This window comes from Synechococcus sp. CS-1328 (genome assembly GCF_025128095.1).
Classification (GTDB): Bacteria; Cyanobacteriota; Cyanobacteriia; order PCC-6307; family Cyanobiaceae; genus CBW1002.
The window spans coordinates 23,528-35,432 of the sequence record NZ_JAHLYT010000004.1 but is presented as its reverse complement, the minus strand read 5'-3'; the positions used below and the strand labels follow the sequence as shown (position 1 = coordinate 35,432).

Here is an 11,905-nt window from a genome sequence, read left to right as displayed (position 1 = left end):
GTAATCAACTTCCTGATCAAAGGTCTGACCACCCAGATCGGCAGTCCAGGTGCCATCTGGATTGATCGTGACCTGATCGGCAGGGATCGTGATCGTGCTGCCATCACTGCCCGTGATCACCACACTGACGCTGACCGCGTCGGGGCTGGTGGTACCACTGAGGCTTTCGGCACCTGGATCCACTTCCAGATCGACCGTTACTGTCGGCGGCAGGTTATACGTATCGTCGGTATTACCTGTTCCAGTCAGGCCTTCTGCATCCGTAGCAACTGCTTCGGCGGTGTAATCAACTTCCTGATCAAAGGTCTGACCACCCAGATCTGCTGTCCAGGTCCCATCCGGATTGATCGTTACCTTATCCGCCGGGATCGTGATCGTGCTGCCATCACTGCCCGTGATCACCACCACCACGCTGACGGCGTCGGGGCTGGTGGTACCACTCAGGCTTTCTTCGCCTGGAGTCACCTCCAGATCCACCGTGACGGTTGGCGGGGGGTTTGTCGACGTGGGCGATGGAGTCGGCCCAGGCGTAGGAGTAGGTGCTGGCGTTGGAGCCGGCTCAGGCGTGGGTGTGGGAGTCTGGTCGGGAGTGGGTGTCGGCGGAGTGGGTGCCGGAGTCGGTGGAACCTCAGGCGTTGGTGAAGGTGTCGGCTGAGGTGTGGGCGATGGCGCCGGCTCTGGCGTTTCGGTCGCTGTCGGGGTGGGAGCAGTACCAGGAGTCGGAGTCGGGGCGATGTTCGCTCCCGAAGGATCCGAACCGACAAAACTGGTCGTGGCTTGTTGAAAGGGTGTAACACCCCCAATGACTGGCGTATCGCCACCTCCACCACCCGCATCCGAGCTCGGATCCTCGCTCCCACCTCCATCCGTTGCCTGCTGCGTGGCGCCCACGTCGCCCGGGCCCTGCTGAACGACCTGCTCGGTGGTGTTGTTGAAGGTGTCAGTTGGCTCCGCCGTGGCACCCGGATCGGGATCGCCCGAGCCACCGGCCAGGTAGTTCGGATCGAAGGTGGCACCCGAAGCCGCGTCCCGTTCGATCACGCCCGACTGGCTTGCCGCGGCGTCAGCACCGGTCGACTCAGTGGTTTCAACCGGATTGGTTCCAGTGATGTCGTCGGGCATGACCGTCTGAGCAAGGGGGCAAGCGCACCAGCGCAGCACCGAACGGTGCCCACTGGCGCTTCATATGGGAACCGTAGAGGCGTTGGCTGCAAAGCAACAGGCCGGTTCACCGTGATCCGGGCGATTCCTGAGGCCACCAGGGATCAGTACTGCGCAAGCACCCTGGATCGCTTGCAGCACAAGGGATCTGCAGACCTGAGAAGACGCTGAGAATCCAGCAGGATGAAGGCTTGATGCAACTCTTCAGCCAGCCAAAAGCTGTAGAGAATCAGTAGTCGAACCCCTGGATCTCGTGGCCCACCGAAGCGTCGAACTCCAGCAGGGGCTCGGGATGCAAGGGCGTCTCGAGCAAGGCGTGCAGATGGCCGTCCAAGGCCCCTAGCACGGCAGCACCATCGGCATTACCGAAATCGTCGTAAGCGATGCTGTCGTGATCCGCCAAACCCCGTTCCTGCAAGGTATCGGCCAGGGCATTGAGCAGATCCTGCTGGATCTCCTGGAAGTGCTCCACCGGCAACCCCTGGTCCTCGAGATAGGCACTCACGGTCTGGTCGAGGCCATAGGCCAGTTCTGCGGTTCCCAAGCCTGGGCCGAGGTTCACCGTCTCAACAGGATCAGAGACGCCTTGTCCGAGCCCTTCCAAGTAAGTGGCTACCAGAGTATCCAGCGCGAGAACAGGCGCACTGCCGCCAACGGGGCAGTCCTCGCTGCTGAGCGGTACGGACTCCTCGGCGGACATCGGTCGATGCAGGGAGAATGATTAAACTTTAAGAGCAGCACCGGTGCTCCAGCAGCAGGCGGAGGATTCAAACAGCAGTAAAATGGGATGGATCCGGCCCAAAACAGCTGTTCTCAAGCAGGGAAAGTCGTCAAAAGCCTGTTGTTGCAAGCCGATTCGACTCGGCTGAGAAAATGCTGAGAAGCGGGATCAGCGAGACTCACGCATGGCCGAATTCAACGTGCGGGTGAAGGGCTGGAAGATGTAGCGAAGCACACTGCGCTTTGGACCCTCGATGTCCGCAACCACGGGCATGCCCACCTGAATCGGGAACTTCTTGTCGGCGGAACCGACGTACTGCTTGTCCAAGGAGATAGTCGTTTGGTAGTAGTACTGCCGATCGTCCGGATCCTGCACGGTGGAGGGAGAGATATTCAGAACCTTGCCTTGTACAGATCCATAGATGCTCGAATCGTAGGGCTTCAGCTTGATGCTGACTGCTTGCCCCTCGCTCACAAAGCCAATATCAGCCGAGCGCACCCGGGCTGCCACAATCTTGGGGGAAGCAGTGGGAACCAACGACAACACCACCGAACCCGGCGCCACAACACCACCAGGGGTCTTGAAGCGCAGATCATTCACCTCCCCACTGATTGGTGCCCGGATCTTGGTGCGATCCAGCTGGTTCCGCAGCTTCTTGATGTTCTGCGTCACAACCGCCTCCTCATTCACAAGGGCCGCAATCTGGCTACGCTCCTCAAAACGGATCCCGGAATTAAGGCTACGGAGTTCTGCCTGAGCTTGAAACAGCAGCTTGGTGGATTGTGCTCGCGCGCCCAGCAACGAGGCCATCTTGGTGTTGGATTCCGCCACCTGCTTGTCCACCTGCAACAAGTTGAGCCGGGAGGCAGCACCGGATGCAACAAGCTTGGCATACATGTCGCGCTGCTCCAAAAGCAGGGTCTGTTCAACGTGATAGCGCTGAATCTGAGCGTCGAGCCCGCGCAGCTCTTCCCGCTTCTCATTGATCTTTTCAGTCACCTGCCGGATCTGATCCGAACGATTCTCAAGACGGCTATCGAGCAGATCGCTCTGGGCCTGGGAGACCTTGTCGCCTCCGCCTCCGTTCAGGGAGGACGCGCCTTCGCCACGGATTGCAGACTGCAGCTGCCGCTGCTGCAGCATCAGATTACGAAGCTGCTATTCAATGGCTTTGTATTCACTTTCAACCAGATTGGGGCGCAGCTGCAGCATCACCTGCCCCTTATTCACCATATCGCCATCACGCACATTCACCAGCTCGACGATGCCACCCTCGAGATGCTGAACAACAGACACCTCACCCTCAGGGATCACCTCACCTGATGCACTCACCACCTGCGTGATCGGCGTGAGTGCTGCCCAGGGGAAGAAGATCAACACGGCGGCACCCAGGCCATAGAGGGTGTAGCGCAGGTAGCGATTATCAGGTTTCTCCTCCAGTTCAAGCGCCTGACTGAGGCGATTGCGGCCTACCAGCATGATCGCATCCGGCGACTCACTGCCTGGCAAGCTCGCGGCCAATCCTCCGGCAGGTGGAAGGGTCAAGGAAGGATCAGGTGCTGAGGCGGGCAGGTTGGTCATGGGGAGGGAAAGGCGTGGAGCGGAAGCAGGGGTGGAAGCGGAAAATGGAAGGTTGGCAACAACGGAATCAGGTGGCCGGCTGTGGCTGCTTCATCTGCGATCGGAGCTCCTCGGCCGTGCCCTGGAACACCGTGACCCCCTTATCGAGAATGCAGAGACGATCAGCCTTCTCCAGCAGCAGCTTGTTATCGGTGGCCAGAATCACGCTGCGGTCCTGGCCTGAGAGGCTGCAGCGCCGCAGGCTGGGCAGCACATCGAGCACGGCATCGAACTGGGCAGGGGCCAGGCCCTGGCTCAGATCATCCAGCAGCAGAATCGGGGTGTCCTTGATCACAGCCTGGGCCAGCGCCAGCAGCTTGCGGATTCCATTGGGCAGCTGAAAAACAATCTCATCGGTCAGAGCGGTCTGCAGGCCTTCGGGAAGATTTTCCAGAAACTCCAGGATGCGCAGCTGTTCACAGACACGGCGCACCCCCGTCAAGGTGGCATCAGGATTCATCGCCGTGAGATTCGATAGCACCGTGCCAGGCAACAGCTGTACATCCGACATGAGATAGGCAATGTTGCGCTGGATCCCATCGACGCCGAACTGGCGGTAATCCTTGCCATCAAACAGAAGCGTTCCACTCACCAGCGGATAGAGCTGATCAATCACCCGAAGAACCGTGGTTTTGCCACAACCCGCATTGCCAGTCACCGCGAGAATCTCACCGGCTGACATCGACAGCGACACACGGGTGATCGCAAATTTGCTGTCAGTGCCCAGGCGACAGGCCGCCGAGTCGAGCAGGATTGAGCCACGCAGCCGGGTAGTGGTGTTCTGAAATCCGCCAAGCTGAGAGGCGGATCGAATCTTGAGATATTGATCGAGCTGCAGATATTGATTACGCATCGTGTCGTAGCGCAGCAACGCACTCATCAACTGTTGGAAAGGTCCAAAGATTCGCCAGACAAAGAACATGGCCGCGATCAGATTGCCGAACTGTGCAGCCACTAAGTTGTCAAGAGGGATCGGACCCGTTGCGGCGTTGAGCGCCATGAAGGCTCCGATCGCAAGAGTGAGGACCCCAGCCAGTTGAGACGTGCTGCTGGTGATCACCTGCAGGCGGCCCACCTGGCGGTTGATCGTGAGGGCCGAGCTGCTGCTCTGGGCCGAGAGCCCGCGCAACCGCTGCAACCACACCCACTCCACGTTGGCCAGTTTCACCTCCAGAAACCTGTTGACCAGCTCCAGCTGCGCCTGGGTCACGCTCGTTCCGGTGGCCAGGTTGAGCGCGGCAGCACCGGAGTAATAGCGGCTCATCAGCCAAACCAACAAGCCACTCACCACCATCAGCACAATCGGCACCATCACCAGCCAACCGGCGACGAACGCCACTGCCGCCAGATAAATCGTGATGAAGGGAAAATCCAGGCAGGCCAGCGCGAGGGGACCCTGCAGATAGCTCAGCAGGCTCTCAAGGTTTCTGAAGCGGCTGGTCAGCCCAGCCCGGCCAAGCGACTCGATCTGGCGATAATCCAGACCGAACAGCTTCTCCACCAGGCTCACGCCGAGCAGCGCCTCCAGCCGGCCCGACAACTGCGACAACAACGAAGCCCGCCACTGGCGCAGGGTCCAGTCGAGCAGAAACAACACCACCACCCCCAGGAAGATCCAGAAGGTGGAGATCAGGCTCTCACTGGGAATGGAAACGTTGTAGATCGCCCGCATGTAGAAGGGCAACGTCAGCCCCAGCAGGGCGATGGCAAAGCTGATGGCATAGAGGATCCAGATGCGATTGGTGAAGCGATAGAAAATCTGCTTCAGCAGGGTGATCCGTTCCGTGCTGCCCCGATCCTGCAGCCAGACCAGCTGACCGGCCGCTGGCACTTCCGCCAGAGGACGACGGCCATAGGCATTTCCTGCCACCAGATCGCCCTTGGCGGTGAGTGAGATCACAAAGGGGACATTCTCCGGGCTCAGATACAGGGCCGGCAGCAACTGGGGATTCAGCTGGCTCCAGGCCTGCACCATTTCAGTGCGGCTGCCATAGCCCAGGCGCAGCAAAAGATTGCGAGCATCCACCAGGTCCATCTGGCGTGGGTCACGACCCACCAGCTCAAACAACTCCTCTGGACGGCCGGTCCACATCAGCTGCTGCAGCAGCAGGCGCACGCAGAAGGCCATCGGCGCTTCCGGGCTGAGCGTGAGATCACGAAGCAGAACGGTGCGGCTGGTCATGCGATCACCTCCGGAAGACGAATGGGCAGTTGGATCTGCTGATCGGTGATCGCCACTAGCACGTTGCCAATGCCACTGAGCAACACCGTTGTTCGTCCCTTGGTGCGCTTCAGCACCCGCTCAAGGCCATCGATGAACTCCTTGCCATAGGAGCAATCGCTGAGGTCAATCATCACGACAACTGGATCAGTCGCCAAGGCACGCACCAGTTGAAACAGCTGCAGGGCATCACTGGAGAGACCACTGGGAACTGAGGTTCCAACCGAAGTGTTGTAGCCATCGGGAAGGGAGCGAACCTTGGCGTCAACGCCGATCAGATAGGACCAGAACAAAGCCCGTCTTCGGTAGCGAGTGGGTTGAAAACTGGTGATGTTCTGCAACAACGTTCCTTCGAAGAACTCCATCGAGGGGTCGACGTACACAACGCTGCGACGTAACGAATCGCGGTGATACGATGCGATTGGAATCGCGTTGATCGAGAGCTTCAGAAAGGTTTCCACCTGAATCAAGGCCAGAAACAGATGGCGGGCATCAGCACCAAAACTGCCATCCCTCAGCAGCGACGCAGACCCGATCGGGATAGGTTCCAGGACATGGCCCTCTACCTCCATGCGGATCGAATCCTCAAAGCCCAGCTCCACACTGCCCCCTTCGGATTCCGTGGGCGTGGCCATCAGCACGTCGAATTCCTCGCGCGCATGGGTCAGGCGCCGGTAACTGTTCCACAGACCCATGGCCTGCTGCCAGGGAGAGAGGATCTTGCCACCCAACAACAGAGCAGCCGCCAGAGCACCAGACAGGAGATCGCCGCGAATCACCAGGAAAGCACCCCAGGTGATGATCGCGGCCATGGTGAGCTGAGACATCAGCGAACCGAACGCCTGGTAGCGACCGCTGAATTCGTTGTTCTGCATCCGCTGCCAAGCCAGCTCTTCCTGCCGTTGCTCATTGCCAACAAGAAACTGGCGGCCAAGGCCGTTGGACTTGATCAGATCGATCGCGTCCATCAATTGATTCTGATAATTGAGCCGATCCAGCTCGAGCGTATCGTTGCGTTTGGAGATCTCTTCGTAGTGGCGAGCGAAGGAGAGGGAGCGCAAGATATAAATCACAATCGCTGCCACGGCGATGAAGCCCACGCTGCCGGCAATCAGAAAAAGAACAAGAACGAACAGCAGCGAGAACACCAGATCAATCACGGTGTTCAACGCCTGCAGCGAACTCTCATCCCGCAGCAGGTTGATGCTGTTCAATCGCTCGGCGTGGGTCGAGGGCGGTGTGTGCAGATAGTCGTCCAGACGCATCTGGGAGAAGTGGCTCAGCGCCATCAGCCTGCGGCCATGCTCGATCCGTGCTCCATCCGCACCGGTGAGGGTGAGACGCACCGTTTTCAACCAGCCCGACAGAAGCATCAACAACACAACACCCACCGTAAGCACCACCAAGCTCGAGCTGGAGCTGGTAGGCAGAACAGAGGTGTAGATAATATTGATATAGAGCGGTGACGCCAATTCCAGAAGGTTGATCAGCACTGAGCTGATCAGGATTGGGCCCAGCTGATAACTGCTCCAATCCAGCTGGCGCAACGACTGGAAATAGCGGTGCTTGATCAGCTCCTCAACCAGATCCACAGCCGTGCTGAGCGACTGCCCAAGCGACCGCCACCAAGACCCGATCAGCCCAAGGGATCTGGCTACCAACGTTTGCGCCATCTCAACGGAGGGGATGGAACGTCCCACACGGCAAAGCTAAACGGAAACAGTAGCCAAGCTTCCCAAAACTGGGGCGGATGCAAAGCCACCTGGAATATCGCGTCATTCACGGTTACGTCTCAAAACAAGACAGCCTGCCCTGGCTAGGTTGGTGCCGCCGTAAGGGGAGGCCGCTCGGGATCTGAGCCGACGCAGCCCTATCGAAGTCAGTCAGCCTGAAGTTTGCCATGTACCGCTTCCGTCTCAGCTCCAATCAGGTCCAACTTGAGCTCGTGGCCAATGGGGCCAATCAGCGCCTGCCGTTTCAGGTGCTCGGCCCCACCACCGAAGTGGCGTTCCTCGAGGAGTTACTGGAGCAACAGTTCGGAACCCTCACGATCAATCCAGCCGAGCTGTTCTCCTTTCTGGAAACGGACAGCTGGGTGAGCCAGTTCTTCCCGAAACCCCAGCTGGTGGAAGGCGATCTCGCCGCCAATCCCCAGAAGGATGCCGGCTTCCAGCGCCAGACCCTCGGCAACAAGCTGGTGCAGGCCGGCATTCTCAGCATCGACGAGCTCGAGCAGATGCTCGATGACTACAGGCCCTTCTCCGAAACCCAGCGTTTCGGCGAATTCCTGCGCCTCAACCTGCAGGTGCCGCCCCAGCTGCTGGATCTGCTGCTCAACCCGGCCCTGTTGAACGAGCAGGGGTTCAACGAGAAGCGGCTGGGCGACAGGCTGGTGGAGATGGGCTGCATCAGCCAGGGCCAGCTCGATGAGGCGCTGGCCGTGCAGAAGCGTGAAGGCGGCCGCATCGGCGAACTGCTGGCCCAGAAGGGCTTCATCTCCGAAACCACCGCCCGCTTCTTCTCGATGGCCAAGGTGAACGAGAAGGGCCAGATCGACTACACCGCCAACGGCTGATCGGGGCGGTAGAGGGCATCGGCCATGCGGGCCGTCTGCACGATCGGTCCCACGTCGTGCACACGCAGCACATCGACGCCCGCGGCAATCGCCGCCACACACACCGCTGCCGTGCCCCAGAGGCGGGCGCGGGGGCGTGGTTCCTGCAGCACCTCACCAATGAACCGCTTGCGAGACGCACCTAGCAAGAGCGGAAACCCCTCGGCCTTCAGCTGGGGCAGGCCGCGAAGCAGCTCCAAATTCTGGAGCGTGGTCTTGGCGAACCCCAGGCCGGGGTCCCAGAGGATCTGATCGGCCTGCACCCCCGCTGCCAGGGCCCGCTCCGTGGCGCGCAGCAACTCCTCGCGCACGACAGGAACCACGGCGTCGTAGGTCGCCAGCGCCTCCATGCTGCGGCTGTCGCCGCGGCTGTGCATCAGCACGTAAGAACACCCCGCTGCCGCCACCAGGGGCAACATCGCCGGATCCCGCCGACCGCCGCTGACATCGTTGATCCAGTCGGCGCCGGCCTCCAGGGCCGCTTCGGCCACTGCCGCATGAAACGTGTCGATCGAGAGTCGCGGTGCGTCTGGTCCCGCCATCGCCTGCCGGATCAGGGTCAGGCTGGGCATCAGCCGCTGCAGTTCCACCTCCGCACCCACCTCCACAGCTCCGGGGCGGGTGCTCTGGGCGCCGAGATCGAGCAGGTCGGCGCCCTGGGCCTGCAGCTTCAGGGCCTGGCGCAGGGCGGCCGGAGCTGCGCTGAAGCAGCCCCCATCGCTGAAGGAATCGGGGGTGAGGTTCAGCACCCCCATCACCTGGGTGCGCACGCCCCAGGCCGGCAGGCTCATGCCGGTGGCTGGTAATTGGCAATGCGGCCGAATCCCTCGGGATCGAGCGAGGCGCCGCCCACGAGCACACCGTCGATCTCCGGCTGGGCCATCAACTGGTCGATCGTGGCGGGGTTCACCGAACCGCCGTACTGCACGATCACGCCATCGAAGCCCACCCAGCCGCGGATCAGGCCACAGATGCGGTTGGCCTCATCGGCGGCGCAGGTCTTGCCGGTGCCGATTGCCCAGATCGGTTCATAGGCCACGATCAGCCGCTCCGGATCGATGCCCTCGAGGCCCTGCTCAACCTGGCGATGGATCACCCGCTCGGTTTCGCTGGACTCCCGCTGATCGAGGCTCTCGCCCACGCACAGGATCGGGATCAGGCCGGCCGCCTGGGCCGCACGGGCGCGCAGGTTGATCTGCTCGTCGGTCTCGCTGTAGTACTTGCGCGGCTCGCTGTGGCCCACGATCGCGTGGGTCACGCCATGCTCCAGCAGCATCGGCGCCGACACCATGCCGGTGTAAGCGCCCTTGTCTTCCCAGTGCACGTTCTGAGCCGCGATCTGCACACCGGAGCCGGCCAGGGCAGCACTGAGTGTGGGGATGGCGGTGAAGGGTGGCGCCAGTACCACCTCCCGATCGGCGGGCAGATCCTCCACCGAGGGCCTGAAGACCTCCGCAAAGGCCTGCGCCTCGGCGCAGGTCATGTGCATCTTCCAGTTGCCAGCGATGACGGCCTTACGCACCAGCAGGTCCTCTCGGCGAAGTGAGGCAAACGCTATCTGGCGGTGGGATCGGGCACCACCAGCACCTCCTGCCCATCGATCTCCACGGCATCGCCGAGGGCCAGCTGCCGGCCCCGCCTGGTCTCGATGGCGCCATTGACGCGCACGTCACCGCGCTGGATGCGGAGCTTGGCCTCACCGCCGGTGCCCACCAGCCCCTGCCATTTGAGGAATTGATCAAGCTTCATCGAAACAGGGGCGGATCGCGACAGACGATTGATAAGGTTCGCCGATGTTCGCACCCTCGCCGGCCGGCTTCCGGCGTCTCCTGCCCCTGCTGGCGCCCCACCGGCGGCGCCTGCTGGCAGGAGGGCTCTGCACCCTGGTCTACGTGGCCTGCTGGCCGCTGCTGGCCTGGCTAGCGGGCCGCCTGATCCCGGCGATCGGCGCCGGCGATTTCCGCCGCGTGCTCGAGTCGATCCTGGCGGCCCTGGCGGTCTTCCTGGTGCAGAAGGCCGCCCAGTTCGGCCAGGACACACTGCTGGCCGGACCTGCCCTGCAGGTGAGCCAGGAGCTGCGTCGCCGCCTGTTCTCGCGGCTGCAGCAGCTTGATTTCGGTGCCCTCGAAAAGCTGTCGGCCGGCGATCTCACCTACCGGCTCACCGAAGACGCCGACCGCGTCGGCGAAGTGATTTACAAAACCATCCAGGACACCACCCCCAGTGCCCTGCAGCTGGTGGTGGTGCTGGGCTACATGGTGTGGCTCGACTGGCCACTGGCCCTGGCCACCCTGCTGCTGGCTCCGGTGGTGGCGTTGCTGGTGAGCGTCTTCGGCGCCCGGGTGATGACCGCCGCCGAGCGCAGCCAGAAGCAGGTGAGTGAGCTGGCGGCCCTGCTGGGGGAAGCGATCGGCGGGCTGCCCCTGGTGCGCGCCTACGCGGCCGAACCCTGGCTGCAGCAACGCTTCGATCGGGAGATCGACCTGCACCGCCGCGCCAAGTATCGAACTCTGAAACTACTGGCCCTGCAGCATCCGGTGGTCGGCTTTCTCGAAGCCGGCGGCATCCTGGCCGTGCTGCTGATTGGCGCGGCCCGGATCCAGGCTGGTGGTCTCGACAGCCAGGGCTTCAGCAGCTACGTGGCGGCCCTGTTGATGCTGATCGATCCGATCTCGCACCTGACCACCAACTTCAACGAATTCCAGCAGGGCCAGGCCTCGCTGCGGCGGCTGCGGGCGATCGAGGCCGAACCCACCGAACCGCCGGATCATGCCGATGCCCAGCCCCTCGGCCAGGTGCGCGGTGAGCTGGTGCTCGACCAGGTGAGCTTCGGCTACCCAGGCGGCAGCACCGTGCTGCACAACCTCGACCTGCAGGTCGAACCGGGCCAGGTGGTGGCCCTGGTGGGACCCTCGGGCGCCGGCAAGAGCACCCTGTTCTCGCTGTTGCTGCGTTTCAATGTGGCCGCCACGGGCCAGGTGCTGCTGGACGGCCAGAACCTGGCGAACCTGCGGGCCCGCGAGCTGCGCCAGGCCGTGGCGCTGGTGCCCCAGCAGAGCAGCGTGTTCTCCGGAACCGTGGCCGAAGCGATCGCCTTCGGCCGGCCGGCCAGCCTCGTGCAGATCCAGGCCGCAGCCCGCACCGCCAACGCTGCCGGTTTCATCGAGGCCTTGCCCCTCGGCTACGACAGCCGCATCGAAGAGCGGGGCAGCAACTTCTCCGGCGGCCAGCTGCAACGGCTGGCGATCGCCCGGGCGGTGCTGGGCGATCCGGCGGTGCTGCTGCTGGATGAGGCCACCAGCGCCCTCGATGCCGAAGCGGAAGACGCAGTGCAGCAGGGCCTGGAGCAGGCGATGGCGGGGCGGAGTGTGCTGGTGATCGCCCACCGGTTGGCCACCGTGCAGGACGCCGACAAGATCGTGGTGCTCGACCGAGGCCGGATCGTCGAGCAGGGCAGCCACGCGGAGCTGATGGGTCACGCTGGCCGCTACCGCGAACTCTGCGAACGCCAGTTCATTCATCTGGGCTGAAGCCGCTGCAATCTGGGCTGAAGAAGCCATCAGGCCTG

At 62.1% G+C, this 11,905-nt stretch carries 11 protein-coding genes; 2 read left to right on the top strand and 9 right to left on the bottom strand.

Annotation, left to right across the window (positions count from 1 at the left end):
- The 6 genes from KQ310_RS00480 to KQ310_RS00455 all read right to left on the bottom strand — a co-directional run.
- Positions 1-477: hypothetical protein (locus tag KQ310_RS00480; RefSeq protein ID WP_259719832.1), on the bottom strand; the 477-nt coding region annotated here is incomplete at its 3' end.
- A 913-nt stretch (positions 478-1,390) separates the two neighbouring features.
- Positions 1,391-1,705, bottom strand: a complete 315-nt coding sequence (locus KQ310_RS00475) for a hypothetical protein (protein ID WP_259719831.1) — start codon at positions 1,703-1,705, stop codon at positions 1,391-1,393.
- Positions 1,706-2,050: 345 nt separating this feature from the next.
- On the bottom strand, positions 2,051-3,025 hold the full coding sequence (locus tag KQ310_RS00470; RefSeq protein WP_259719830.1) for an HlyD family type I secretion periplasmic adaptor subunit: 975 nt from the start codon (positions 3,023-3,025) through the stop codon (positions 2,051-2,053).
- Between the two features lie 15 nt (positions 3,026-3,040).
- The gene (locus tag KQ310_RS00465; protein ID WP_259719829.1) at positions 3,041-3,427 is read right to left on the bottom strand and encodes a biotin/lipoyl-binding protein; all 387 of its coding nucleotides are present in this window, start codon (positions 3,425-3,427) and stop codon (positions 3,041-3,043) included.
- A 103-nt stretch (positions 3,428-3,530) separates the two neighbouring features.
- Complete coding sequence (locus tag KQ310_RS00460; protein WP_259719828.1) at positions 3,531-5,684, bottom strand: ATP-binding cassette domain-containing protein; 2,154 nt, start codon at positions 5,682-5,684, stop codon at positions 3,531-3,533.
- Entirely contained in the window at positions 5,681-7,315 is a 1,635-nt protein-coding gene (locus KQ310_RS00455; protein WP_259719827.1) for an ABC transporter transmembrane domain-containing protein, read from the bottom strand. The genes KQ310_RS00460 and KQ310_RS00455 overlap by 4 nt, the downstream gene beginning before the upstream one ends.
- A 308-nt stretch (positions 7,316-7,623) precedes the next feature.
- Between KQ310_RS00455 and KQ310_RS00450 the strand changes: the two genes are divergently transcribed.
- The gene (locus KQ310_RS00450) at positions 7,624-8,298 is read left to right on the top strand and encodes a hypothetical protein (protein WP_259719826.1); all 675 of its coding nucleotides are present in this window, start codon (positions 7,624-7,626) and stop codon (positions 8,296-8,298) included.
- Here the strand turns inward: KQ310_RS00450 and folP are convergent.
- Genes folP through KQ310_RS00435 form a run of 3 tightly spaced genes read right to left on the bottom strand, consistent with a single transcriptional unit; the run spans position 8,280 to position 10,086 of the window.
- Entirely contained in the window at positions 8,280-9,128 is an 849-nt protein-coding gene (gene folP / locus KQ310_RS00445; protein ID WP_259719825.1) for a dihydropteroate synthase, read from the bottom strand. The genes KQ310_RS00450 and folP overlap by 19 nt on opposite strands.
- Complete coding sequence (gene tpiA, locus KQ310_RS00440) at positions 9,125-9,859, bottom strand: triose-phosphate isomerase (RefSeq protein WP_259719824.1); 735 nt, start codon at positions 9,857-9,859, stop codon at positions 9,125-9,127. Before tpiA ends, folP begins: the two co-directional genes overlap by 4 nt.
- A 32-nt stretch (positions 9,860-9,891) precedes the next feature.
- On the bottom strand, positions 9,892-10,086 hold the full coding sequence (locus KQ310_RS00435) for an RNA-binding S4 domain-containing protein (RefSeq protein WP_259719823.1): 195 nt from the start codon (positions 10,084-10,086) through the stop codon (positions 9,892-9,894).
- Between the two features lie 44 nt (positions 10,087-10,130).
- Here KQ310_RS00435 and KQ310_RS00430 point away from each other — a divergent pair, with 44 nt between their 5' ends.
- Complete coding sequence (locus tag KQ310_RS00430) at positions 10,131-11,867, top strand: ABC transporter ATP-binding protein (RefSeq protein ID WP_259719822.1); 1,737 nt, start codon at positions 10,131-10,133, stop codon at positions 11,865-11,867.
- Positions 11,868-11,905: the final 38 nt, after the last annotated feature.

Bases quoted from the DNA above. Each gene is read 5' to 3' on its own strand.
- KQ310_RS00460 (WP_259719828.1), bottom strand. From the start codon at position 5,684: ATGACCAGCCGCACCGTTCTGCTTCGTGATCTCACGCTCAGCCCGGAA.
- KQ310_RS00430 (WP_259719822.1), top strand. From the start codon at position 10,131: ATGTTCGCACCCTCGCCGGCCGGCTTCCGGCGTCTCCTGCCCCTGCTG.
- folP (WP_259719825.1), bottom strand. From the start codon at position 9,128: ATGAGCCTGCCGGCCTGGGGCGTGCGCACCCAGGTGATGGGGGTGCTG.
- KQ310_RS00435 (WP_259719823.1), bottom strand. From the start codon at position 10,086: ATGAAGCTTGATCAATTCCTCAAATGGCAGGGGCTGGTGGGCACCGGC.
- KQ310_RS00470 (WP_259719830.1), bottom strand. From the start codon at position 3,025: ATGCTGCAGCAGCGGCAGCTGCAGTCTGCAATCCGTGGCGAAGGCGCG.
- KQ310_RS00450 (WP_259719826.1), top strand. From the start codon at position 7,624: ATGTACCGCTTCCGTCTCAGCTCCAATCAGGTCCAACTTGAGCTCGTG.